The organism is Nocardia asteroides (assembly GCF_900637185.1).
Taxonomy (GTDB): Bacteria; Actinomycetota; Actinomycetes; order Mycobacteriales; family Mycobacteriaceae; genus Nocardia; species Nocardia asteroides.
The window spans coordinates 2,311,520-2,335,800 of sequence record NZ_LR134352.1 but is presented as its reverse complement, the minus strand read 5'-3'; the positions used below and the strand labels follow the sequence as shown (position 1 = coordinate 2,335,800).

The 24,281-nt window shown below is 66.3% G+C and carries 25 protein-coding genes; 10 read left to right on the top strand and 15 right to left on the bottom strand.

From position 1 onward, the window contains the following. Nucleotides 1-87 precede the first annotated feature (87 nt). Together EL493_RS10930 and EL493_RS10925 are read left to right on the top strand one after the other, a co-directional pair. Nucleotides 88-429 (top strand): DUF3703 domain-containing protein, encoded by a 342-nt coding sequence (locus tag EL493_RS10930; protein ID WP_022567139.1) that lies wholly within the window; start codon nucleotides 88-90, stop codon nucleotides 427-429. A gap of 94 nt (nucleotides 430-523) precedes the next feature. Further along, a complete protein-coding gene (locus EL493_RS10925; RefSeq protein ID WP_019045656.1) occupies nucleotides 524-1,159 on the top strand; it encodes a class I SAM-dependent methyltransferase in 636 nt (211 codons plus the stop codon). Nucleotides 1,160-1,191: 32 nt separating this feature from the next. On the opposite strand, the gene EL493_RS10920 is transcribed toward EL493_RS10925, so the two are convergent. From EL493_RS10920 to EL493_RS10895, 6 genes are all read right to left on the bottom strand, one after another. After that, entirely contained in the window at nucleotides 1,192-1,602 is a 411-nt protein-coding gene (locus EL493_RS10920) for a Rieske (2Fe-2S) protein (RefSeq protein ID WP_019045655.1), read from the bottom strand. Next, nucleotides 1,599-2,780: a ZIP family metal transporter gene (locus EL493_RS10915; protein ID WP_019045654.1), complete on the bottom strand. Its 1,182-nt coding sequence runs from the start codon at nucleotides 2,778-2,780 to the stop codon at nucleotides 1,599-1,601. Before EL493_RS10915 ends, EL493_RS10920 begins: the two co-directional genes overlap by 4 nt. After that, complete coding sequence (locus tag EL493_RS10910) at nucleotides 2,780-3,820, bottom strand: multicopper oxidase domain-containing protein (RefSeq protein ID WP_022567138.1); 1,041 nt, start codon at nucleotides 3,818-3,820, stop codon at nucleotides 2,780-2,782. Before EL493_RS10910 ends, EL493_RS10915 begins: the two co-directional genes overlap by 1 nt. Nucleotides 3,821-4,262: 442 nt before the next feature. After that, nucleotides 4,263-4,481, bottom strand: a complete 219-nt coding sequence (locus EL493_RS10905; protein ID WP_022567137.1) for a heavy-metal-associated domain-containing protein — start codon at nucleotides 4,479-4,481, stop codon at nucleotides 4,263-4,265. A gap of 16 nt (nucleotides 4,482-4,497) precedes the next feature. Then, the gene (locus EL493_RS10900; RefSeq protein ID WP_022567136.1) at nucleotides 4,498-5,538 is read right to left on the bottom strand and encodes a sulfite exporter TauE/SafE family protein; all 1,041 of its coding nucleotides are present in this window, start codon (nucleotides 5,536-5,538) and stop codon (nucleotides 4,498-4,500) included. A 115-nt stretch (nucleotides 5,539-5,653) separates the two neighbouring features. After that, complete coding sequence (locus EL493_RS10895; protein ID WP_019045650.1) at nucleotides 5,654-6,133, bottom strand: hypothetical protein; 480 nt, start codon at nucleotides 6,131-6,133, stop codon at nucleotides 5,654-5,656. Between the two features lie 66 nt (nucleotides 6,134-6,199). Between EL493_RS10895 and EL493_RS10890 the strand changes: the two genes are divergently transcribed. Next, nucleotides 6,200-6,601: a heavy metal-responsive transcriptional regulator gene (locus EL493_RS10890; protein ID WP_019045649.1), complete on the top strand. Its 402-nt coding sequence runs from the start codon at nucleotides 6,200-6,202 to the stop codon at nucleotides 6,599-6,601. 221 nt (nucleotides 6,602-6,822) lie between these two features. On the opposite strand, the gene EL493_RS10885 is transcribed toward EL493_RS10890, so the two are convergent. From EL493_RS10885 to EL493_RS10855, 7 genes are all read right to left on the bottom strand, one after another. Beyond that, a complete protein-coding gene (locus EL493_RS10885; RefSeq protein WP_022567135.1) occupies nucleotides 6,823-7,617 on the bottom strand; it encodes a M23 family metallopeptidase in 795 nt (264 codons plus the stop codon). A gap of 150 nt (nucleotides 7,618-7,767) precedes the next feature. Continuing rightward, nucleotides 7,768-8,400 carry a DUF305 domain-containing protein gene (locus tag EL493_RS10880; protein WP_019045647.1) on the bottom strand — a complete coding sequence of 211 codons (633 nt, stop codon included), beginning with the start codon at nucleotides 8,398-8,400 and terminating at the stop codon, nucleotides 7,768-7,770. A gap of 56 nt (nucleotides 8,401-8,456) precedes the next feature. Next, nucleotides 8,457-9,248: a DUF3105 domain-containing protein gene (locus EL493_RS10875; protein ID WP_022567133.1), complete on the bottom strand. Its 792-nt coding sequence runs from the start codon at nucleotides 9,246-9,248 to the stop codon at nucleotides 8,457-8,459. After that, complete coding sequence (locus EL493_RS10870) at nucleotides 9,245-10,273, bottom strand: cytochrome c oxidase assembly protein (protein ID WP_030202506.1); 1,029 nt, start codon at nucleotides 10,271-10,273, stop codon at nucleotides 9,245-9,247. Before EL493_RS10870 ends, EL493_RS10875 begins: the two co-directional genes overlap by 4 nt. Before the next feature lie 25 nt (nucleotides 10,274-10,298). Further along, nucleotides 10,299-10,850, bottom strand: coding sequence for a copper resistance CopC family protein (locus tag EL493_RS10865; protein WP_022567132.1), 552 nt, complete (start codon nucleotides 10,848-10,850; stop codon nucleotides 10,299-10,301). Between the two features lie 115 nt (nucleotides 10,851-10,965). Further along, nucleotides 10,966-11,907 carry a M56 family metallopeptidase gene (locus EL493_RS10860; protein WP_022567131.1) on the bottom strand — a complete coding sequence of 314 codons (942 nt, stop codon included), beginning with the start codon at nucleotides 11,905-11,907 and terminating at the stop codon, nucleotides 10,966-10,968. Beyond that, nucleotides 11,904-12,359: a BlaI/MecI/CopY family transcriptional regulator gene (locus EL493_RS10855; protein WP_019045642.1), complete on the bottom strand. Its 456-nt coding sequence runs from the start codon at nucleotides 12,357-12,359 to the stop codon at nucleotides 11,904-11,906. Before EL493_RS10855 ends, EL493_RS10860 begins: the two co-directional genes overlap by 4 nt. Before the next feature lie 375 nt (nucleotides 12,360-12,734). On the opposite strand from EL493_RS10855, the gene EL493_RS10850 reads away from it, so the two are divergent. The 4 genes from EL493_RS10850 (at nucleotide 12,735) to EL493_RS10835 (ending at nucleotide 18,655) form a co-directional block, all read left to right on the top strand. Beyond that, entirely contained in the window at nucleotides 12,735-15,005 is a 2,271-nt protein-coding gene (locus EL493_RS10850) for a SulP family inorganic anion transporter (RefSeq protein ID WP_022567130.1), read from the top strand. Between the two features lie 683 nt (nucleotides 15,006-15,688). Beyond that, entirely contained in the window at nucleotides 15,689-16,831 is a 1,143-nt protein-coding gene (locus EL493_RS10845) for a PLP-dependent cysteine synthase family protein (protein ID WP_019045639.1), read from the top strand. Nucleotides 16,832-17,037: 206 nt separating this feature from the next. Continuing rightward, nucleotides 17,038-17,967: a cation diffusion facilitator family transporter gene (locus EL493_RS10840; protein ID WP_019045638.1), complete on the top strand. Its 930-nt coding sequence runs from the start codon at nucleotides 17,038-17,040 to the stop codon at nucleotides 17,965-17,967. Between the two features lie 76 nt (nucleotides 17,968-18,043). Next, entirely contained in the window at nucleotides 18,044-18,655 is a 612-nt protein-coding gene (locus EL493_RS10835; RefSeq protein ID WP_019045637.1) for a methyltransferase family protein, read from the top strand. A 571-nt stretch (nucleotides 18,656-19,226) separates the two neighbouring features. On the opposite strand, the gene EL493_RS10830 is transcribed toward EL493_RS10835, so the two are convergent. Together EL493_RS10830 and EL493_RS10825 are read right to left on the bottom strand one after the other, a co-directional pair. Next, the gene (locus tag EL493_RS10830; protein WP_022567128.1) at nucleotides 19,227-20,246 is read right to left on the bottom strand and encodes a phosphotransferase family protein; all 1,020 of its coding nucleotides are present in this window, start codon (nucleotides 20,244-20,246) and stop codon (nucleotides 19,227-19,229) included. Then, nucleotides 20,246-21,361: a hypothetical protein gene (locus tag EL493_RS10825; RefSeq protein WP_019045635.1), complete on the bottom strand. Its 1,116-nt coding sequence runs from the start codon at nucleotides 21,359-21,361 to the stop codon at nucleotides 20,246-20,248. Before EL493_RS10825 ends, EL493_RS10830 begins: the two co-directional genes overlap by 1 nt. Nucleotides 21,362-21,486: 125 nt before the next feature. On the opposite strand from EL493_RS10825, the gene EL493_RS10820 reads away from it, so the two are divergent. The 3 genes from EL493_RS10820 to EL493_RS10810 are packed head-to-tail and all read left to right on the top strand — an operon-like array spanning nucleotide 21,487 to nucleotide 24,256. After that, entirely contained in the window at nucleotides 21,487-22,095 is a 609-nt protein-coding gene (locus tag EL493_RS10820; protein ID WP_019045634.1) for a TetR/AcrR family transcriptional regulator, read from the top strand. Continuing rightward, a complete protein-coding gene (locus tag EL493_RS10815; protein WP_019045633.1) occupies nucleotides 22,092-23,642 on the top strand; it encodes an LVIVD repeat-containing protein in 1,551 nt (516 codons plus the stop codon). The genes EL493_RS10820 and EL493_RS10815 overlap by 4 nt, the downstream gene beginning before the upstream one ends. Beyond that, entirely contained in the window at nucleotides 23,639-24,256 is a 618-nt protein-coding gene (locus EL493_RS10810; RefSeq protein WP_030202501.1) for a DUF305 domain-containing protein, read from the top strand. The genes EL493_RS10815 and EL493_RS10810 overlap by 4 nt, the downstream gene beginning before the upstream one ends. Nucleotides 24,257-24,281: the final 25 nt, after the last annotated feature.

The window sequence follows — 24,281 nt, the reverse complement described above, 5'->3', positions numbered from 1 at the left end:
CCCACCCTGACCCGTCGGCGACGCTGGATTCATCGGCCCACACCCACTAACCCATCGGTGCGCGTTACCGATGCGAAAGGACAAGTCATGGCATCGATTCCGGCCCCAGTACGCGCCCGCTACCACGAGGAGATGCGTGCGGCGAAAGCCACGCTCGACCCGGCTCAACGCTGGACCCACCTCGAACGCGCCCACATCCTGTCCCAACCCGCCCCGTGGCTGCATACCCGCAACCACGTCGCGATGTTCGTCCTCGCCGTCGGTCAGCGTGATCGACGCGAGGCGTTCGGGCAGGTCGTGCGGATCATCGTCGCCGCCCCCGGCTCTCTGTCGGGACGCTACCCCGAGGGCAACACCGGGCGAGCCGGTGTCGGGCTGCGGCAACCGATGACGACCCCACCGGACCTCGCTGTGCTGATGTCGCGATAGAGGCGGGATTTCAGGGGTCTCCCTGATGTGCGCACACCGAACGCGGGCCGACACTGAACAACACCTACCGGATGATCGGAAAGAGGCACCGCCCATGCAGCAGCCGAGTACCGACGAGATCGCCGCGGTCTTCGACCGCAACGCCACACGCTATGACCGGCAAATCGGCACCTTCGAGCGGCTGGCGTTGGGCAGGGCCCGCGAATGGGCAGTCGGCCGTGCGCATGGCCGGGTGCTCGAACTCGCCGTCGGGACCGGGTTGAACCTGCCGCTCTACGGCGACGACGTCGAGGAGGTCACCGGCATCGACCTGTCCCAGGGAGTGCTCGACATCGCCACCCGACGCCAGCGTCGCCCGGGACTGCAGGTGCGGCTTCGTCGCGGTGACGTGCAGGATCTGGATCTGCCCGACGCGAGCGTCGACACCGTCGTCTCGACCTACAGCTTCTGCACGATCCCCGACCCAGCTCGTGCGAGCGCGCAGGCCTACCGGGTGCTGGCCCCGGGCGGGATGTTCGTGTTGGCTGAGCACGGGCCATCGACACTCGCGCCGGTACGGACATTGATGCGGCTGCTCGACCCGATCAGTGTGCGGTTCGGCGCGGACCACCTGCTGCGCGATCCGCTGCCGTACCTGGAGGCTGCGGGATTCACGATCACCGAGTCCTACCGGAGTGGGCGCGGTGGAATCGTGTTCCGCGTCCTGGCCCACAAGCCCACCACGCGCTAGCCGCGCGCCGACTACGTCCTGGTACCGAACGGTCAGCTGACGATGAGGGTGTTGCCGTCGATCGTGGCGGTGCGTTCGGGCAGCGGCCGCTGGGCCGGGCCCTTGGCGACCGATCCGTCGGTGAGGCGAAACTTGCTGCCGTGGCACGGGCACTTCACGACGTCGCCGTCGACGTCGGTGACCGCGCACCCCTGATGGGTGCAGACCGCGGAGAACGCCCTGTACACCCCGTCGTTGGGCTGGGTGACCAGGATCCGGTGTTCGGGAAACACTGCGGCACCGCCGACGTCGATCCCGGCGCGCGGTACCCGCACCGGCTGGCCGTCGGATTGGGATGCCTGCCCCGTCGCGCAGCCGGTGACCGCGACCGCGCACAGCGTGCACGCACCGGCCAGCGCAGCGCGGCGGGTGAGCGAGGTCGTGGTGATGGGGTCGTAGCTCATGCCGCCACCAGCAGTCCGGTTGCCCACATAGTCACCAGCCCGGCCGCGATCCCGGCGAGGGTGCGGACACCGAGCGTTGTGGTGCCGGGTTCGCGCACGCTGGGGATGATCTGCACGATCACCTGAACGATCGCACCGACACCGACGCCGAGCAGCAGCGCCGAGACTTCGGGATTGTTGGCGCTCGCGCCGATGACCGCGCCCAGGATCGCCGGCGCTCCCGCGATGAGGCCCAATCCGGCCAGCGTTGCCAGCGAGGGACGTCGTTCGGTCAGGGGCGCGACGACGGCCAGGCCTTCGGTGGTGTTCTGGATGGTGAACCCGATGACGAGGAAGGCCCCCAGGGCGAGTTCGCCGATGGCGTAGGCGGATCCGATGGCCAGGCCTTCGCCGAGGTTGTGCAGACCGATGCCGATCGCGATCATCAAGGCCAACCGGATGCCGCTCGCGGTGCCCTGCTCGGCGGCCGCATGGCGGCGAGCACGCAGCCATTGGTCGACCGCGGTCAACGTCAGGAACGCCAGGATCGCGCCGAGGACGACCAGGGAGGCGCCGCCGAACGCGGCACCGGAGGTATCGGCGATTTCGAACCCTTCGCGGGTGCCCTCCCACGCCAGGAACATCAGCAGGCCGATGGTGAACCCGAGCAGTACTCGCACGGTGGCGGTGCCGACCGAGCGCAGGAACGGCAGGAACAACATCCCCAACACGACGGGGATGATGCCGACGTAGGTGCCCAGCAACGCCATCAACCCGAAGAACGACGCCCCTGTCTGTGGAGTTTCGACCGCGGCGGCGATGTCGTGTTCGATCACCAGGCCGGTGGAGGTGAGCATCGACACCTTGTAGGGCTGCCCGTTCTGCCATGGGTAGTCCAGCACCAGATGCGCCGAGGTCAGCCGCCCGATCGGTTCGGTCGGTCCGGTGAAGTCGACATAGGCGTCGTTGACGAAGATCTGCGCGACCGTGACGGGGTCGGGTCCGGTATTGCGCAGGTTCAGCTCGATCGATCCAGGCTCGAGAATCACGCGTTCGACGCCGACTTCCTCGACCGGGGGTCCGGCCCGATCGGGCAGGCTCGCCCCGCCGAGCAGGGCGATCCCGATCAAGGCCAGCAACAACAGGATCAGGGTCGCCAGGCCCAGCAGCCACGGGCGCCGCGTAGTCGTAGTGTCCATCAGTCGCTCACCTCGAAGAACCCCATCCACCCGAGTTCGGCGAACTCTGTTTTGTGGGCGTGGAACATGTACTTGCCCGGGTGCGGGAACCGCATCTCGCAGATGCCACGCTGGCCTTGACCCTGCACGATCGTGTCGGTGAATTCCGAGGACTGCAGCCGGGTGCCGGTCGGGTAGTAGTCGAAGAAGTTGCCGTGGACGTGGAAGCTGTTGATCGGGTCGTACTCGAGCACATTGACCAGATAGATCCGGACCAGCTCGTTGCGCTTCACCCGCACCGGCTCATGCATGTAGTGGAACGGGATCCCGTTGACCGCATACAGCTGGTTGCCTTCACCGTCGAAAGTGGTGTTGTAGCCGTGCATCACCATCACCATCTCGTCCGCGGGTGGACGCGGAGAGGGCGGGTCGACGATGAACGTGCCGTACATGCCGCGAGCGATGTGTTCGGCCAACGGCCCGACGTGGCAATGGAACAGGTGCAACCCGAACGGGGTCGCGTCGAACTCGTAGGTCGTGGACTGGCCCGGGTGGATGATCCCGGCGCCCAGGCCGGCTATGCCGTCCATCTCGGCGGGGTGGATGCCGTGGAAGTGCAGCGTATGCGGGTGTTGGGAGCCGTTGCGGAAATGCACCCGCAGCAGGTCGCCTTCGCGACAGCGCAGGGTCGGGCCCGGGATGCGGGCGTTGAGCGTCCACGCCGGGAAGGTGACACCGGGAGCGACTTCGATGTCTTCGTCGCTGGCGAAGACCTCCCACTCACGCAGGGTTCGCCCGTCGGGCAGCCGCGTCGTGGTGCCGTAGTCGAAGTCACGCAGCACCTGGGTCGGGTTGAACCCGTTGGCGGCGTGATCGACGGTCTGACCTATGCGGAACGTGGGGCCATCAGCTCCGCCACCATGGGCGCCACTGTGGCCAGAGGAGGATGGTGTTTGGGCTTTGGCCGGGGACGCGTCGAGCAGACTGCGGCCCGCCAGCGCCAATCCGGCGGTGCTCGCCAGTGCACCGCCCAACAAAAAACGGCGGCTCGGATCATTCATAGTCCGGATAGTTTGGCATACCGAAATATTTGATTCAACATGCCGAACTCTGGCCGGCTGGCATATCGATCTTCCCAGGTGGGCGAGCAACTCCGCAGTGAATCGAGGCGAGATCCGGTGGAGACAGCCGGTTGTCCGGCCTGATGAAGCACAGCCGGGTGTCGCCCGCTCTCGGGCGACACCCGGCACGTCATCGACGTTGGCCGTGGCCTGTCACATCGGACAGCAAGGACCCATCACTGCGCACATCCAGTCGCAGAGCATCTTCAGCGGGTTCATCACGGTCACCTCCTTTGCATTAGGTTCGTTCCGGTTGCCGTGGGGCGTCCGGTGCCGCCGTGGCGTGGCCCGTCGCCGATGGGAGTCTCGCCGGTAGCGGGCCGCAGGGATGCTAAACATTCCAGTCGAGTGGAAGGTCAAGTCCTGCACCCGCACCAGGAGGTCAGTGCGGGGTGAGGGTGGCGGTATAGCCGAGTTCGGCGATCGCGGCGACGACCTGCTGCGGCGCCATCACTGCTGGGTCGAGCTCGACGGTAGTCAGGCCGGACTTCTTGGATGTGCGAGTGTCGCGGACGCCGGGCAGGTCGGCGAGGGTGTCGTCGATGAGCAACGCGCAGCTGCCGCAATGCATGCCATAGACCTGAAACGTGTGAGTTTTCATGGGTTTTCGTCTCCTCTCAGTTGACGGTGAGGTGGCCGGTGTACATGCCCATGCCGCAGGCGTAGTCCAACCGGCCCGGCGCCAGCAACCCGAGCTCGATGCGCGTCTGGCCGGTTCTGGGCAAGATCTTCTGTATGTCGAGGCTGGGGATGACCAGCGATCGGATGCAGCCCTGGGTGCCGTTGGTCTGCACGACCAACGTCGTCGGCAGCCCGGCCTGGACTGCGATGTTGGCTGGACTGTAGGCGCCGGTCCGGGCGGTGACCGTGACGGTTTGAATCCCGTCGGCGATGACCGCGCCGGTCGGGTCGGCGGCCGGGACGGGTGAGCCGAGTGATTCGGCGATGCGGGCGGCGGCCAGTGGAGATCCGGCCAGTTCCAAGCCACCGTTGAGGGTGTAGAGACCCATACCCAGGACCAGCACGCCGGTCAGCGCGGCCAACCGGCCCCGCCACGCGGTGGCCGTGACGCGGGCGGCGTAGCCGAGCAGCGCGAACAACGGCCCGGTGCCCACGACGAACACCGCCATCGTGGCCGCACCCCACCACGGCGAGCCCGAGGCCAACGCCAACGCCTCCACCGAGAGAGTGACCCCGCACGGCAGCAACACAGTCAACGCCCCCAGCAGCGCCGGAGCCGCCGCGGACTGCCATCGGGCGCCGTCGCGCACCACGCGCATCCACGACGCGGGCGGCTCGATCACGATCCGCCGGAATCCGGGCACACCGAGTTGGGCGAGCCCGAAAACGACGATCAGCACCCCGGCGCCGATCTGCAGCCATGTCCGGGCGCTCACCGACAATTCGACAGCCCCACCGAGCGCTCCCAGCAGCGCCCCGAGCACGGCGTGGGAGACGAGTTTTCCGGCGAGGAATCCGCCGACCGGGGCGAGGTCGTCACCCAGTCGGGTGCTCGCCGCGACACGCGAACCACCCGATTCGGTGGTCGCCGCACGTCGCTGCCGGGTGATCACCCCGGCCAGCAGGCCGCCTTGCACGGCGGCGCAGGACACGCCACCGGCGAACAAGCCGGTGACAAGGACAGGAACAAGGTTCACGAAAGACACTCCTGCGTATCAGGGAGAACGACACGTGCACAGGCACTCCCGTGGCGTCGGCGACGCAGCACGGGATCGTCCCATCGCTAGGCGAGGGACGTGGAGCGCACAGTGGTCATGTCCGCAGGATGCACAATTCGGCCAGGCTGGGAGGCCTGGGCAGCACAGAGCGCAGAACCGGACTCGGCGGCTGGTGATAGCGCCCGATGAGCAGGGCTCGTCGCAGCGAGCCTGCGATCGCCAGCACTGTCAGCAGTGCCAGGAACACTGCAAGGCATGCCATCGCGAGCCCCGCCGCCGGTGCAGCCTCGGTCTGGTGATCGTCGGGGGCGGCCATCAGGTCATCCGCGATGACGGTGGGCTGATCCTGTATCGGGGCGGCCGCCGTATCGTGATGATCGCCGGGATCGGCGTCGGCGGTGATGGGCCCGCACGGGCCGGTGGCGAACGTCCCGATGGTCGGCATGGTCATTCCCGCCATCGACGCGGCATGGCATTGCGCGCCCTGGATCAGCGCCACACCCACCAACGCCGCCAGCATCACCGCGAGCCGGAGGAAACCGGCGCGGCGTCGCTGGGGCAGGGCGGCGATCACACAGCGATCCTAGCCACGCAAAATCCTGCGAGGCGGTCCGTAGGCTCGACATCGAGGAGGCATGCAATGAAGATCGGCGAACTCGCCGCCGCGAGCGGTGTCACCACCAAGACGATCCGGTTCTACGAAAGCCAAGGTTTGATGCCCGAACCCGATCGCACCCCCAGCGGATACCGCGACTACACCACCGCCCACATCACCCGCCTGCACTTCATCCGCCGCGCCCAATCCGCTGGCCTGTCCCTGCGCGAAGCCGCCCAGATCCTGGCCATCCACGACACCGGCGAACAACCCTGCGGACACGTTCGCACCGTGCTCAACGACCGCCTCGAACACGTCCAAGCCCAGATCGCCGAGCTCACCACTCTCGAATCCCACTTGCGCGCACTGCTCGAAACCGCTGAAGGCGAACCGCCCAGCCCCCATGACACCGCAGGCGTGTGCTGGATCCTCGAGACCCAGGTGTAGCCCCGCTGGTCGAACACCATAAGGAACTTCCCCGCTGGGTCCACTGAGATGTCGCTACAGGCATCTACTATGATGCATAGTAGATTGGATCTTGTTCGATCGGCGCCGGGGAAGGAATCACACGTGCGCCTAGCACTCGGTGGCTGATCGTTTTCACAGGGCCGAAATGCAAGCCGTTACGGCTGCTCATGGCGATCGATCGGACCTACCGAGGCGGCGGATCAGTCGGCGCCCCATCGCTGCTCGGTGAGAACGCCGTTGCCGGCGAGCCACGCGACAGGATCGATCTTGTTGCTGTTCTCGTCCCAGATCTCGAGGTGCAGGTGTGGACCTGTGGACTGGCCGCGGTTGCCGACAGAGGCAATCACGTCACCGGCGTCGACTCGGTCTCCGGCTTGCACGTAGTAGTCGTTGATGTGTCCGTACACCGCGATGGTGCCGTCGTCCTGCTGCACCCGTACCCATTGGCCGAATCCGGACGCGGGACCGGCTTCGATGACGGTTCCGCCCATCGCGGAGCGGATCGGGGTGCCCAACGAGTCGGCGATATCGACACCGTAGTGGAACGCGCCCCAGCGGCTGCCGAATCCGGAACTGATCTCTCCGCCGACGGGAAGAACCGCGGGTGCCGCAACCGGGGGCGCCACCGGCTGGGAGATCTTCTGGAAATCCTGGATGGCCTGCTCGGCCTGGGCTAGCGGTCCGGCGAGTTCCGCGGGCAGGCCCGCCAACCCGAATGGGGCAGCGACCGGCGCCGGGGCGGGCGCAACCAGGTCGGGAAGTTCGACCGAGTCCGAAACCCCTTCGGCCCCTTGGTCTGTCGATGCCGCCATTGCCGGAGCTGCCTGCGCCATCGTGCCGAGCAGGGCACCTGCGGCCACCGCGACACCCGCTACCCCTTTGAACCTGTCAGTAGAGCTGTCAGGTGTGCGATGCCGAGCCACGCGCTCGACGGTGACATCACCGAGCAGGTCCTTGACGGGAATGGAACCAGAGGTCACGCGATGGTGGGGCACAACTTTTCCTTACGTCGATCAGAGTTGTCGTGAGGCGGGTTCACGGGCGAGGTGACACCGATGGCTGTTGCTACGACGTGACACAAACTGTACCTGGCCGTGACCATTCCGCGACCGGCTTCGGGACAGAACCCAGGCTTGTTGCAGAACTCAATTCATCGGCAGCGCGGGTGCACCGCGTTGCGCGAGCATGTCACGGAGGGTTCGAGATTCGGCGGTCTGTGCGTTATCGATTTGTTTGGCCAGTGCCGCGACGGCAGGGATCGTTGCGTTGTCGCGCGCCGTCCGCGCCATCGTCACGCCGCCCTCGTGGTGGCGCAGCAACAGTTGCAGATACCGGGTGTCGAAGTCTGTACCGCGAGTCCTTCGCAGGTCGGCGAGTTCCTCGGTTGTCGCCATTCCTGGCATTCTCATCGACTTCTGCTCCGGCATCTGATGGGCCGATCCTGGCGTATGCGCATCCGGCGTGCTCATCCACAGCATCGGTTGCTCGGAGGCCACCGGCCGATCCCACAGCATCAGCCAGCCGCGCATCATCCCCAGCTGGCTCTGCTGGCTCGTCAGGACATCGAAGGCCAATGTCCGGACCTCGGGGTCGACCGCTTGCGTCAACGCCATCGCCGACATCTCGACAGCTTGATCGTGATGCGTAGCCATGTCCTGAGCGAACCCCACATCGACGACATCGAGCGCTGGCTCCGACGTGTCCGTAACCACCATGCCGCGCGCCCAGAATCCGGCCAGCAGACCCACAAGCAGCGTGGCGGCTACCACCGCGACCATGATCGAGGTGGATCGGGACCGCTCGGGTGCGGCCGACACCGATTTGGGCTCAGAAGTCACCGTCGACCTCCGGACGGATTGGTGGAACCACTACCGGCCGGGTTGAGCGGGACGGCATCGGGTCCCGGTGGGGCCGGGTCGAACGGGGGCGGCGCGTCGGGGTTGAAACCGGCCCCGGGGGTGGCGCAACTGGCACCCGGTTCGGGATGGGTGTTGGGATTCTGCCGCAAGGCCGTGACAAACCGCGCGATGCGGGGGTCGTCGACGTTGTCGAGTTTGAGCTGACGCCCCCACGACTGAAGCGCCACAGGCGAATCCAGGTTCGGGTAGGGCGACATCAGCATGTAAGGCTTGCCGTCTACCTCGTCTCGCAATGCGGCGAGGTCCTCGGTGTCGAGACGATCGGGGTTGTAGGTGACCCAGATGGCGCCGTGTTCGAGCGAATGGACGGCGTTCTCGCTGCGGATCGGGCTTGCGTATACCTCGCCTGTGCAGGTTGCCCAGCTCTGGTCGTGCGGGCCGCCGAACGGCGGGGACTGATCGTAGGCGACGCGCTGGGTCGCGCGGACGTGACTGCCAGCCGGGTATTCCTGCTTGGTGACTCCGTCGATGCGATCGGAGGGGTCCGGCTGACTGGTGCCGGGAACGTAGCGCTGGGCTTCGGTGTACTCGCGGTACTTGGGCACGTAATGCCAGGCGAGTCCGGCGGTCAACGCGATGATGGCTGCCGTCGCCCCGATCAATGGCCACGGTGGCTGTTTGCGAGCGACCTTCCCTACTGCGGCTTTCTTGACCGCGCGAGAGCCGCGTTTCCTGTTGCCTGCCGGGGGTCTAGATTTGTTGATCATTCGATGTTCCCTTGTGCTGTCGAGCCGACAGGAATGGAGTGGGCTGGCGTATCGCCGGTGTGCGAGGCGGTAGTCGGATGGAGGTTCTTGAGAAAGGCGTTGTAGGCGGCCAGTTCGGCGTCGCCGAGAAGGTCGGCGCGATGGTCGGCGACGGCGTTCTCGCGCAATTCGTCGCGCCGCCAGCGAATCGCGAAAACGATGACCACGACGAGCGCGACCGGTTCGCCGTAGGACCACGCGAGCGCTCCCGCCAAATATTGGTCGCGCATCGCGTCGATTCCCCAATCCGGCGGCGGATCAGCGAACAGCTCCACAATCGGAGTGGTCCCCATCATCAAGATGACGCCGAAGAACACGTGCAGCGGCATCTCCACGAACAGGTCGAAGAATCGCCCTAGGTTGGTCTGGCGGATGGGCAGTGGACCGACCGACAGGATTGGCACGACGAACAACAAGCCACTGAGCAGGAAGAACAGTTCGAGCATTTGGTGACCGACGGCCGTGGACCCGACAGCGTCGAACACCGGCGTCAGATAGATCCCGTAGTAGCTGAACAAGAACAGCGGGATGGTGAATCCAGGATGCAACATCAGTCGCGCGGTGCGGCTACGCAATCCGCTCACCGCCCCGACGAGGACGAGCCGTCCGAGCCCGTGGTGCGGTGTCGCGCGCAGCAACATCAGGCCAGGACAGCCCCACACCAACAGCGGGGGGATCGTCATCGACAGCGTCAGATGCTGGAACATCCAGACGCTGAACAACTGGTATCCATAGCCTTCGATACCCAGGCCGGTCGTTCCCGCCAGCAGCAGGCACCCGCCGAGGAAGCACGCGGTGCGCCACCACGGCCAGGGCCGCCGCAACCGGCGCAGCCGCGCCAGGCCGGCCAGATAGAGCACGGCAGCTGCTACCGCGAGCGCGGGAAGGACAGGAACCGGCTGTGGATTCCACGCCAGCATCGAACCGACCGACGGTGCCGAGTCGGGCACATGGATCGACGTGGCGAGCAGGTCCGACACAGTCATGGTGGCCAGATTCACGTCGAACGTCTCAGCGCTGCGATCGCTTGCTGGCACGTAGCGTCACGACCGTGCCACCGATGACCAGGGCAATCAGTATCCCGATCAGCGGCCACGGGAGTTCACCCGACGATGGTGACATAGCCGAAGATTCGCCAGTTCCAGCACCCATGTTCGACGGCGCATCTGCCGGCGCGACTCCGGTCGAGGCCGTCGGCGCGGCGGTGTAGGTGAAGTCGTAGGAGCCGGTGATGGGATGTCCGTCATCGGAGACCACTCTGTATGCCACGGTGTACTGCTGCGGTGGCATCGTCGGACTCACCGCGACACGCACCGTTTCGCCCTCGACCTTCGACACCTGGGCGGCCCAGCTCGTGCCGCTGCTGTCGGTTAGTCCGACGGTGGCGAATGCGGTCCCGATCTGCTGGTTGAACGTCAATTCGATCATTGTCAGAGGGGAGTCGACGCTGGCCCCGGCCGCCGGTATCGAGCTGTCGAGCTGGCTGTGAGCACTCGCCGGGCCGACCGGAAGCGCCACCGCCAAAGCTGCCAGCAGTGCGACAACGATGGTCCGTCCAACCATTCCGGCCTCCCGAGTTGTACGCATTCCGCGGAGGCAGTCGTCGCCGCGCGGCGCGGGCGATGACCCGGCGCCGAAAACTATGCTACATAGTTGTTCCTCGACGTCCAGTTCGGTGTCAGGACACGAGCAGGCAAGCGGCTGCGGCACAGGCGAGGACGCCGGTCGGCGCGGCTGTCGCGGCCAACACGGGATACAGGCTCACCGCTATCCACCGCGACGATCGCTGCGGCTGGGTCGATGGCTCCAATCGCTGCAGACGTTGCTGCAGGACCTGTCCCCCCAGTGACAGCGTGGCAGATTGCTGACCACCGGTCGTTTCCGCGACGGCGCAGAGAGCTGAACGGATCGTCGCGGGACTGGTGGTGGCCGCAGCGGAGTCGTCGGCAGCGAACTCGGCCAAAGCGGCCACTGCTTTCGGCGCGCTGGCGAACAGCGGAATCCAGGGCAGCGCCGCGGCCAGAACTTCACAACCTCTGATCAGACGATGGTGGCCGCCACGAAGGTGGGCATACTCGTGCGCCAGCACGGCCCGCCGCTGACCATCGTTGAGCTTGCGCGCCAATCCCTCGGTGGCTACGACCATTCCCGGCCTGCCGTCGACGCTGTAAGCCATCGGCTTCGGGTGGTCGAGCCACATAACGGGCATCTCCTCGTTGCCCGGACGAGCAACCACGCTGACTACATCGCGGTGGTAGGCGCGCACCCGCGCTCCGGCACGGGCATGTCGCCGCGCACTGCGCGCGACGCGAATAGCCAAGGCGGCGACCACTGCCAGCCCGGTGGCAGTCAACGGATCGTTCACCCAAACCGGCACCGCGTGGACGACCCGGGTCAGACATCGCAGGGCCGCTTCTGCCAGGCCAACGCCTGGCGCATGCCCGGGCCACACTGCCGCGATCACCGCGACCGCGCCCAGTGCGACTACCGCAGCGAGGCAGGCCAGCCAGCACCCGAGCGCAGCGCGGGGATTCATCGACGGGGTTATCCGGTGCAAGAGGGTCGGTGCGGCGAGTGCCAAGACTGCCGCAGCCCACGTCGCTCCCAAGGCGATGATCATTTCTTCGACCGCTTCGCCGGACGGGTACGCCCCCGATGGAACGCTTCGGATTCGGACTCGGTCACGATGGAAGCCAGGTGTAGCAGCACGGATTCGGGGTCGTTGCTGGAGTCGATGATCCCGCGCACGACCTCGGCAGTTGCTTCGGCACGTGAGCGCGTCGGCCGGTACAGATACGCCCGCCGGTGCATGACGCGCACTACCCACTCCTTCTCGTGCAGGTGGGTAAGGACCGTCAGGATGGTGGTGTAGGCATAAGGGTCGGGAAGCCGCTCGAGGATGTCACGCACCGTCAGCGCTTCGGTGGTGTCCCACAGTACGTCCATCACTCGGGCTTCCAGAGTGCCCAGTCCGTTCATCATCTCGCCTCTCTGTGCGTCCTGACTGCCGTCGATCGACCGTCCCGGGAGTTCGACGATGGTCGCTGCACCGCGCGACCAGGTGGCAATCATGCAGACACCCACCGATCAACTATCGCTGATCGGCGATGCGGGATCCACACCGACCATTGGGACCCGGCCCAGTTCTACGACCAGCTAAGTACTATGCAGCATAGTTGTTTCTGAGAAGTGGCTTAGAGATAGCTGGATTGTGACGTGGGCAACGGTCGCCGCAGCGGGCCTGGTCCTAGAGTTCCCGTTCGTGCCGCTTCCCCTCATCAAGGTAGGCACATGTCCGACGGGCCGATGACTTCCCCCGGCAGGGAACCATCCGCCCGTCGGACCTCGAGCAGCCCCGTGGGCGTTGTACCGATCAGCCCTCACTCTCGTCCGACGACGGCACACCGTCGACGGCCAGTAGACCGACACCGGTGGAGGAAAACAATCATGTCCCAGGCCGAGGCGCCCGAGCGCGCAGGCGACCTACCAGCTCCACAACCACCACTGAGCGATCGGCTCCGTGGTGTCCTGCGCCATGATCTGCCCGCCTCGGTCGTGGTGTTCCTGGTGGCGTTGCCGTTGTCACTCGGGATCGCCATCGCCTCCGACGCCCCGATCATGGCCGGTCTGATCGCCGCGGTCGTCGGCGGCATCGTCGCGGGCGCGGTCGGTGGCTCGCCGATGCTGGCCAGCGGCCCGGCAGCCGGACTGACCGTCGTCGTGGCCGAACTGGTCGCGAAATTCGGCTGGCAGGTCACGTGTGCGATCACCGTCGCTGCCGGCGTGCTGCAGATTCTGTTCGGGCTCAGCCGAATCGCCCGTGCGGCGTTGGCGATTTCCCCCGTCGTCGTGCATGCCATGCTCGCGGGAATCGGTATCACGATCGCCCTGCAGCAGGTGCATGTCCTGCTCGGCGGGACATCGCGAAGCTCGGTGTGGCAGAACCTCAGTCAGCTGCCCACTCAGCTGACGCGCCTGCACTGGGCAGACCTGGTGATCGGGCTCATCGTCATCGTGACGTTGCTGTCCTGGAAGAAGGTACCCGGCGCACTGGGACGAATTCCCGGTGCACTGGTCGCCGTGGTCGCGGCAACTGTGGTGTCGTTGGTGGCGCCGCTGGGTGTCGAGCGAATCGTGATGAACGGATCCTTGTTCGACGCGATCGCACTACCGACGCTGCCCGAAGGCAAGTGGCTGGCAGTAGCTACCGGCGTATTGACCGTGGCGCTGATCGCGAGCGTGGAAAGCTTGCTCTCGGCCGTGGCGGTGGACAAGATGCACTCCGGTGCGCGGACCGATCTGAACCGCGAACTCGTCGGCCAGGGCACGGCGAACATCGCCTCCGGCATGCTCGGCGGCCTGCCGATCACCGGTGTCATCGTGCGCAGCGCGACCAATGTCGCGGCGGGCGCGAAGAGTAAGGCATCAACGATCCTGCACGGCGTCTGGATTCTGTTGTTCTCGGTTCTGTTGGCCGGCATCGTGCAGCAGATCCCCAAAGCCGCTCTGGCCGGGCTGTTGATCGTCATCGGTATCCAGCTGGTCAAGCTGGCTCATATCCGCCTCGCGCGCCGTACCGGCGACCTGTGGGTCTACCTGATCACCGTGGCCGGAGTGATGTTCCTCAACCTTCTCGAAGGTGTGCTGATCGGTCTGATCGTGGCGATCGCCCTGGTCGTCTGGCGCGCCTCCCGTGCGGATATTCACGCCGAACCGGTCGGTGACCCGGATTCGCGGCGCTGGCGGGTCGTCATCGAAGGAACATGCAGCTTCCTGTCGCTGCCGAAACTTTCGACTGTGCTGGACTCCGTGCCCGAAGGTGCCGATGTCACCGTCGAACTGACTGTCGACTTCATCGACCACGCTGCCTCGGAGGTGCTCCATGAATGGGAGCGCCGCCACCGCGAAGCCGGCGGCACCGTCCTCATCGATGAACTCGGCTCCGACACGCTCTCGGCCACCACCCAGGGGCCGCCTCAGCGCGCCGCCGCGGCGCAAGCCCGCGGTCTGGAACCATGGAAAGCCTGGCAGCACACCGACACGGCCACCGAACCTGTTCTCTCATCTGGGCCGTTGCGACCCATGCTCGACGGCATCTCGCGCTACCACCGCCGACAAGCACCGGTAGTGCGCGCTCACCTCAACGAACTGCGCGACAGTCAAGCCCCCACCTCGCTGTTCTTGACCTGCGCCGACTCGCGAGTGGTTCCCAATGTCATCACCCACAGTGGTCCCGGTGACCTGTTCACCGTCCGTAACGTCGGCAACCTGATCCCAGCCGAGAACGCCGACGCCTCCGTCGAAGCGGCCTTGGCCTTCGCGGTCGAGGAATTGGCTGTCTCCTCGATCATCATCTGCGGACATTCCGGGTGCGGCGCGATGAGCGCGTTGCTCAACGACGCTCCGGTGTCTGCGAGCATCCGCGAGTGGCTCGACCACGCTCGGCCCAGCTTGCAGGCCTACCTTGTCGGGCATCCGGTCGCTGCGGCGGCCGCAGCGGCAGGATTCGATACGCGCGACCAGTTGAGCATGGTCAACGTCGCGGTCCAGGTCGCGACCGCCCGCCAACACCCTGTCGTGGCGGCCGCAGCGGCCACCGGCGCGGTGCATATCGCGGGGTTGTTCTTCGACATCGCCACTGCCACCGTGTGGCACGTCGGGACAGACACAGTCACCGAACACCACGACGAACTGATACCAGAAGCCGTGCGCATCTGATCAGGTGCCCGAATCGACCGGGCTCGCAGCCTCACCGGTTTGCGAGCCCGGTCCCGGCGTCTGGCGAGGCAGCGAAGACGACCCGATCGTTGTGGCGGCGCACTCCACTGATTGCGGCATGCCGCCGCGACGATGTGTCTGCCGCTTTCAAGATCACGTCGGCGTACGATCGGCTGCCGTGAGGAACAGGGTGCGCGTTCCGGGTATGTGGTGCGCCGTTGTGCTCATTCTTGTTGGCGTCGTCCTGGCATCGGGTATCGCTGATTGTCGGCTACTCGAATCTCGCGACATTGTCGCCACCGGTCATCGCCACCTCGTTGTCGACCCATCCGAATCGGATGCGATCACCGAATCCGCCTGCAGGCACACCGATCTCGACGGCGGCTCGACCCATTGCTCCTACAACGGGGTCCGGGCGGACGCTGTACTGACCCGCACCGACGAGACCGGCCCCGGAATGCTCGACCAGGTTGACCCACTTTTCGGGACCGACCCGTGGCCTACGCCGCAGCTACGCGGTCCGCCGCGGTCGAGCACAGTTCGTGTCCAAAGCGGCCCCGAACGTCTGATCCGAATCTGTATCCGCCGTTGCTGACAGGCAAGCACCAGGCCGACGCATCAGTTGCTGTCGGCCAGTGGTCGCTGCCGGTCACACGCTCTTGGCGAACAGAACGGAAACCTTCATGGACGACGCTTTGCTCGACGAACTGCGAATCACCCCCGCCAACCTGCTCACCACGGCCGCACGCTGCCTCCGGCCGGACGCGCTGGTCGGAAACACCCCGGTCTTGTGGATCGGTCCACCGCTGGCCCCGCGCGGGCGCGGGTTCTGGGCGAAACTCGAAGGGGCCAACCCAGGTGGCATGAAAGATCGGCCCGGCCTGCACATGGTCGAGCGCGCCCGCTCCCGCGGCGAATTGCTGCCAGGCGCACGGATAATCGAATCCACCAGCGGAACCCTCGGATTGGGATTGGCGCTGGCAGGCACATTCTTCGGACACCCGGTCACCCTCGTCACCGATCCAGGCATGGAGCCGCTGATGCGCAGCATGCTCGCCGCGTACGGCACCCGGATCGAACTCGTCACCGAGCCACACGCCAGCGGCGGATGGCAACTTGCGCGATGCGACCGGGTCGCCGAACTCCTCGACGCCGACTCCACGGCCTGGTGCCCGAACCAGTACAACAATCCCGACAACGTCGATGCTTATGACTCCTTGGCGTTGGAATTGGTCGCCCAGCTGGGTCGCGTCGACGTGCTGGTGTGCTCGGTCGGCACCGGCGGACACTCCGCGGGGATCGCGCGAGTGCTGCGCCGATTCCATCCACACATGCGCTTGATCGGGGTCGACACCATCGCCTCGACAATATTCGGGCAACCTGCGGGGACCCGCTTGATGCGCGGGCTGGGCTCGAGTATCTACCCCTGCAACGTCGACTACGCCGCGTTCGACGAAGTGCACTGGGTCGCACCGGCCGAAGCTGTCTGGGCCGCACGCGCACTGGCCGGCACCCACCACGCCACCGGAGGCTGGAGCGTAGGCGCCGTCGCGCTCGTCGCGGGTTGGGCAGCAGGGAATCACTCAGCTGATACCCGAATCGCGGCCGTCTTCCCCGATGGTCCCCACCGCTACTTCGACACCATCTTCAACGACGAGTACTGCCACCGTCACGGGCTGCTCGACAGCGGCCCACCGATCGAGCCTGCCACCATCGGTCATCCCACCGAGCAGGTCGTGCAGGCGTGGACACGCTGCACCACTGTCATCGCCCCTCACCGAACGCAGCCGGTTGATTCTGTGCGTTTCTCGCGGAGCACTCGATGATCCAGGCCATCCGCAGCTTCGGCAGTGGCCGGATGATGCCTCGTTGATCGGCAACGTTTATGGCGGTACAGCGAGCAAACAGCGGTGGGTCATCCACGGGTCGGCCAAATAGAGATACACATGCGCACATGCGCATGTTATTATTTACGAGTCAGGCATGAGTGCCTGGACGGGGAGTTCACCACAGCAACGAGGGAGGTCGTCCGATGGGCGCGGGACACGGGCACAGTCACGGATCGAGCAATCCGGATCAGGGCAGCGCGTCGAGTCGCTACACCATCCGCCTCGCGATCGTGATCGGTCTGGGCCTGGTCACCTTCGTCGCGCAGGTCGTGGTCGGGCTCTCGACCTCGTCGCTGGCACTGTTGTCGGATTCAGCGCACGTGTTCACCGATGTGTTCGGGGTGACGATGGCGCTGGTGGCGATCTTGATCGCCCGCCACGCCACTATCGGCGGTGCACGCTCGTTCGGGATGTATCGCGCCGAGGTCTTTGCCGCACTGTTCAACGCGATCCTGCTGTTCGGCGTTGCCGGTTGGGTTCTCTACGAAGCCGTCGGGCGCCTGTCGGATCCGCCGGAGGTACCCGGCCTGCCCGTGGCGGTCGTCGCGGTAGTCGGCCTGCTGATGAACGTGATCAGCATGCTGATCTTGCGCGAAGGCGCCAAGGACAGCCTCAACGTGCGCGGTGCGTACCTGGAAGTCATGGCCGACATGCTCGGCTCACTCGGCGTGCTGGCCAGTGGCCTGATCACCATCATCTTCGGCTGGCGCTACGCCGACCCCGCGATCGGCGTCGCCATCGGACTGTTCGTCCTGCCACGCGCGTTCCACCTGGGCCGCCAAGCTCTGCGGATCCTGTTCCAGCACGCGCCCGCCGAGCTTGACCTCGCCCAGATCGAACACTCCTTGCAGGGCCTCGACGGCGTCGAGGAGGTACACGACCTGCACGTGTGGACCCTGACCCCTGGCATGGAAGTCGCCTCCACGCACCTGGTGACCAACCCCGACGCCGACGCCGACACCGTGTTGCGCGCGGCCCAACAGCTACTAGCCGAGTCCTATCACCTCGGCCACGCCACGGTGCAGATCGAACCTGGGCACGGCAGCGAGCAGTGCCGGAAAACAACCTGGTAGGCGCTACACAACAGGCCATCCGGCACCGACCCCACGACTACTGCTACGACCTCTGCTTGAAACGAGGAGAAACACCATGACGGTTTGGTGGGCGCTGGCCCTGTATCTGATCTTCGGAGTACTGGGTTTCGGGTGGCGCAGCTGGCGCCAGCACCGACACACCGGATCGACCGGATTCCGTGGAGTCAGCGGCCGCCCCGGCTCGCTGGAGTGGTTCGCCGGAGTCGGCTTCATCGCTGCCATCGCCGTCGGCGTGGCCGCGGCGCTACTGCAGCTGACCGGGCTACTCGCACCCATAGCGGCCCTGACCGCCACACCGGTTCAGGCGCTCGGCGTCGCGCTGGCGGTCGCCGGGATCGCCGCGACGCTCTATGCGCAAGACCAAATGGGCGATTCCTGGCGCATCGGCGTCGACGACACCGAAACAACCACCCTCGTGCACACCGGAGTGTTCGGGCTGGTGCGCAACCCGATCTTCACCGCCATGCTCGTCTTCGCCGCCGGGATCACCCTGATCATTCCAAACCTCATGGCTATCGTCGGATTCGTCCTGCTCGTGGCCATGATCGAACTGCAGGTCCGGATCGTCGAGGAGCCCTACCTGACCCGCGTCCACGGCGCAGACTACCGCAACTATCTGGCCACCACCGGCCGCTTTGCCCCCGGGATCGGCCGAATCACTACCTGAGCGAACCCGCCCGTCCTGCCGCGCTCCGCTCCCCCGCCCGGTTCCAAGGCCCAACCTGGCAATCAAGCTCGAAAGGCTGTAGACCTCCGCCAGCGAGAAATCAGCTTCCACCACCAGCTGCCCAGCGAGAGACATCAGGTCAATCGCGTTCCCATGTTCGATGTGCCCCGCCGTGGGCACATCGAACATGGGACCAGAGACCTATCCGTACCGGCAGACCGTGATCGTCAGATCGGATAGGAACCCGCGATGACCAGGCGTTTTCCAGTTGCCCATGTTTTGCGTGTCCTGCCGAGGGCACAAACCTGCGACACCGTTCCCCAGGTCAGAAGGTTTCCTTATCCGTGCTTTGCTTCCGAATCGCCAACGAAACGGAAATGTGCAAGTCACGCGGTTGCCTTGCGCCTCCCCCTAGGAAACCCAAAGCATGGGCAACCGGGCCCGGCACCAGACCGGAATTCAGGAACAACCGACTTCGGAGCTATCCGCCTGCCACGATCCGGCCGTCGTCCCGCGGCCGACCGGGGCGCGGCGTAACGTCATTCCGAGCCGCCGCGACCCGTGACCACACCTAATCCTCGGCCAGCAACTGCTCGATCCGCTGAGCGCAGAACGCGGTCACGTCGATCTCCGGCGGCAGCTGTAGCCGGTGCGCCATCCGCAGCAGCGGGATGCTGAGCAGGACGGCCGCCAGAATCTCGTTGTAGCGCAGGTTGCGCACCGTCATCCCACTGCGCACCTCGTAGCGCGCGATGGTCTCCTCCCGGGTCGGCGTGCCCGGAAGTCGTTCGGTGTCCTGGAATTCCGAACACGCCCAGTCCAGGAACAGCATCCAGGCGAGGTCGGCCTCGTGGTCGCCGATGTAGGCGATCTCCCAATCGAGCACGCCGGTGACCCGGAATTCGGTGTCGTAGAGGATGTTCGACATGCGGGCGTCGCCCCAGCACAGCGTCACGTGCTCGGGTTCGTACAGATTGGCGCGCAGCCAGTCCACAGCCCGGCGCAGTGCGGGCGGCTGGGTGGCCGACGCCCAGTCCAGCGCGGTGTCGACATAGCCGATCATCTGCTCGAGCGGCGCGGTCCCGTATTGCGGAAACGACAGGAAGTCCAGATTCAGGGCGCGCCAGTCGAGCTGGTGGATCTCGGCGATGGTGTCGACGCAGCCCCACCACATCTTGGCCCGATCGGCGGGCTCGGCATCGAAGTACAGCCCGGCCGAATGATAGGACGGCAGGTCACCGGGCGCGCTGCCCTCGATCCGGTCCATCACGAAGTACTGACTGCCGAGAGCGTCGGCGCCACGATCCAGCCAGCGGACGGCGGGAACCGGGATCGCGGTGTCGGCGAGCCGACGCATGACGAGCACCTGCCGCAGCAGGTCGTAGTCGGGAAACAGCGCGACCTCGGGCGGGCGGCGCAGCACCAGCGACACCGGCTCGGCGTCATCGCGCTCCACGTCGAACAGGAAGGTCTCGGTCGCCAGCCCGCGCGGGCTGGCCGACCAGTTCGACACCCGGGCGCCGGAGAATACTTCGCGCAGCACGGGGACGACGGCCGCGGGCAGATCTTCTGCCGTGGGTCGAGCGGTCATCAGTAGCCCTCGTATCCGTAACGGGCGTTGCGCCCCATGAACACCATCTCCACCAAGCCGTAGCCGACTTCGCCCGCGCTGCTCTCGACTTTGCAGAACGTCTCGGTGAGCATGCTGACCTGCCGCAGTTCGTCGGTGTTGTCGAGATCGACGGTGAAGCCGTCGCTGTAGGACTCGCCCTTCCAGATGCCGGAGGCGTAGCCGCGGTACATGTCGTAGCCGGCCAAGCCCGGCCAGAAGTCGTGCAGCGCGGTCACGGTGAAGGTGCGGACGGTGCCATCGGCGGCGGTCGTGGTGAACGCGCCCTCGGTGACGATCCGGAAGTCGTCACGGAACTTCAGGTCGTGGGTCACGCTGACGATCGGCACGGTCGGCACCTGCGCCTCGATGGGCTGCTGGATGGAGCCTTCGAAGTGCCAGCGCTGCCCATCCGCGGTCTCGCGCTGGGCGAAATGCACCAACTCGTCGTCGAACTGGAAGATGCCCATGAAGTACAGGACGCCGTCCGGGATCTCCGAGGGCTGCAGGCCGGCACCCTCACCGAGGCTGCCGCCACCACCGCCGTGCCTGGTGCCCCACGAGTGGTCGCGACCGAACCACCAGGTGCTCGGATCGATCTCGATGCGTTCGCCGTCGACCTCGAGCCAGCCGGAGATCTCACCGTTCTGGTAGTAGCGTCGCGCGTCCTCGCGGACCCGGCCGCGGGTGCGGAAGAAGGCGGGTTCCTGCTCGTAGGCGGGGAACTGGCCGGCGAAGTTCAGTTCGAGGCGCAGCCCGTGATCGTTGTCGCCGAGGCTCGCGCGCACGCCGCGCAGCGGCTCGGTGATCTCGTAGCGGTAGGGGCCGACCTGCCAGGCACCCAGGTCGTCGTACTTGCCGCTGATCTCCCGCGACAGGCGCGTCACGTGCGCCTTGCCGTCGATAGTGACCATCGCGTAGGCGTCTATGACATTGCGGTTGGGGTAGCGCGCCATGCCGGTCATGACGCTGACCCGGCCGGTGGTGTCGAAGCCGTAGAGCACGATGCGCTCGGTCCAGCGCAGATCGCTCTGGACGACGTGGTCGAACGTGGTCGGCAGTTGGTGGCAGAGCAGTTCGTCCTGAGGAGTCAGCATGGCGTTTCCTTCGCGAGTAAGGGAGGAACAGGTTTCAAGTTAGCCCAATTTGAATACACCATGACGCGTTTTTAAAAAGATCCGATCTCGGCTACGCTCTGCCGACATCGAAGGAGGAGTGATCGGTGACCGAACAGAGCGAGGTCCGGCAGGGTCCCGGCCGTCCACGTGACCCACAGCTGGACGAACAGGTGCTGCGCGCCACCCAGGAACTGCTGGTGGAACAGGGTTTTCAGGCCACGACGATCCAGGGCGTCGCGCGCCGAGCCGGGGTCGTCGCCACCTCGATCTACCGGCGGTGGCCCAACAAGATCCACCTCGTCGAGGACGCGATCTTCGCGCTCGACACCGGCGTGGTCCCCCAGCCCACCGGTGACATCGGCGCGGATCTGCTCGCGTGGACCAGGTTGTTCTTCGCCGCCGCCACCCACCCCGCGGCGCGCTCCGGCATCCCCGGCCTGCTCTCGGCCTATCACGACGACGAGCAGAGCTACCAGCGGCTCCGTGAGCGCGGCGAGGGCCTGGCGCGGGTCGCGCTGCGCGCCACCATCGACGCGGCGATCGAGTCCGGCCAGGTCTCCCCTACCTGTGATCCCGATCTGCTCTTCGAATTCCTGCGCGGCGCCACGCTGCTGCGCGCCCTCACCCGCGGCGACGAGGACGGCGAGCGCTTCTGCCGCCAGACGGCCGACGCCCTGGTCACTCTGGCCATCCACCACGAAAGTACGACATGAGAACTCCCCATCGCCGCCTGCTCGTCGCCGCGGCGGCCGTGCTGCTGATTCCCACTACCACCGGCCTGGCACAGCCCGACTCCACCGGGGTCGTCCTGGAGAACCGGACGATCGCCGACACCTCCGTCGCCCGAGCGAGTTGCGCGGGCGACGCACTCCCGGAACCCGGCCTACAGGGCGACGTATCCGCCGCCGACCGCGACAGTGGCCGCAGCACCCAGGGCTACCGGTGCAATATCAGCCGCATCGGCGGGTACGCCGGGCGCGGCGCCGGAATCACCTCGACCCAGTTCGACCACTGCGTCTACCTGGGCAGCTTCTTCCCCGGCAACCTGCTCGGTCCCGCGCAGGGCGTGCAGGTGATCGACGTCGCCGATCCGGCGAACCCGGTGCTCACCGCCACGCTCACCGAGCCGGCCATGCTGGCCGGCACCTGGGAGAGCCTCAAGGTCAACGCCGCGCGAAAGCTACTGGTCGGCACCGGCGTTCCCGCGTTCACCGGCGCCGGGCTGATCTCGGTCTACGACATCTCCGACTGCGCGCACCCGCGCCTGCTCAACCCGGGCCCCGGCACCGACCTGAGCCTGCCGGTGCAGATCACGGCGCACGAAGGCGGCTTCTCCCCCGACGGCCGCACCTATTGGGCATCGGGCGTCATCCCCGGCATCGTCAGCGCCGTCGACCTGACCGATCCGGCCGACCCCCGCGTGATCTGGCAGGGCATGCCGGGCCAGTCCATGCACGGCATGGGCCTGCGCGCCGACGGCAACCGTCTGTATCTGGCGAACAACATGGGCGGGCTGACCATCCTGGACACCTCCGCGGTGCAGCGACGTGATCCCGACCCGCAGGTGCCGATCATCGCCCAGCTCACCTGGACCGACGGCTGGGCGACCCAGCAGAACGTCCCCGTCACCTACAACGGCGTGCCGTACCTGTTCAGCGCCGACGAGGCGGGCTCGGGCGGGGTCAAACTCATCGACATCTCCGACGACACCCACCCGCGCGTGGTGAACACGATCAAGCTGGAGATCAATCTGGCGCAGCACCGCGACAGCGCGATGGCCTCCAGCATGGGCGGCTCACTGTTCGCCTACGACGCCCACTACTGCTCCGCCGACCGTCCGGTGAATCCCACCGCGCTCGCGTGTGGCTGGATCTCCTCCGGTATCCGGGTGTTCGATGTGCGCGATCCGTTCCAGGCGCGCGAGATCGCCTACTACAACCCGCCCGCGCGCACCGGCCAGAACAGCGAGCTGTGGAACTCCCCGCACGCCCTCGCCTCGATCATCGGTATCCCGCTGCTCAGCGCGCCCTCGGTCATGCAGGCCGTCGAGTCGGGCGCCTTCGATCCCGAGCAGGCGACCAGCTCGCGCACCGGCGACGTGGCCTTCGGCGACCTCTCCACCGACTGGTGCTTCTCCGCTCCCGAATGGCGTGGCAATCAGCTGTGGGCCACCTGCGCCGACAACGGCCTGCTCACCCTGGAGTTGTCGCCCGAGGTGTACACCCCGCCCGCCGACCAGCACTCGACGGTCGGCTCATGAGTCGGCGGGTGCTGCTGGGCGCCGCGGCCGCCGCGTCGATCCTGCTCCTGCTGGTGCTCGGCGCGGCCCTGCGACCGGCCGTGGTGCCCGAGACCGCTTCGACCGCAGCGGCATTGACGCCCACCGAGATCGGCTTCGTGCAGGACATGACCGGCCATCATCAGCAGGCGCTGATGATGGTCGATCGGCTCGCCGCCGACGTCGATCCCACCGTGCGGCAACTGGCCGACCAGATCGCCGACGCCCAGCGCCTGGAGATCGGCATGATGCTCGGCTGGCTCCGGTTGGCCGGGACGACCCCGACCAACCCGCACCCGATGTCATGGATGCCTACCGGTCACCACCACGCCGCGTCGGCGACAATGCCCGGCATGGCCACCCGGGCCGATCTCGACGCCCTCGCCCAGGCCCGCGGCGCCGAAGCGGAAACGATGTTCCTGCGCCTGATGTATCGCCACCACCAAGGCGGCGTCGCCATGGCCCAGACATTCGACGAGCTGTCCACCGGCGGCCCCGTCGAACAGGCGGCCCGCGACATGATCAGCACACAGAGTCAGGAGTCCGGGCTGATCGGTCTGCTGCTCAGCCGGCGCGGCGCGGCAGCCACCGGCTGAGTCGGCCGAGCTCGGGGATGCGCGG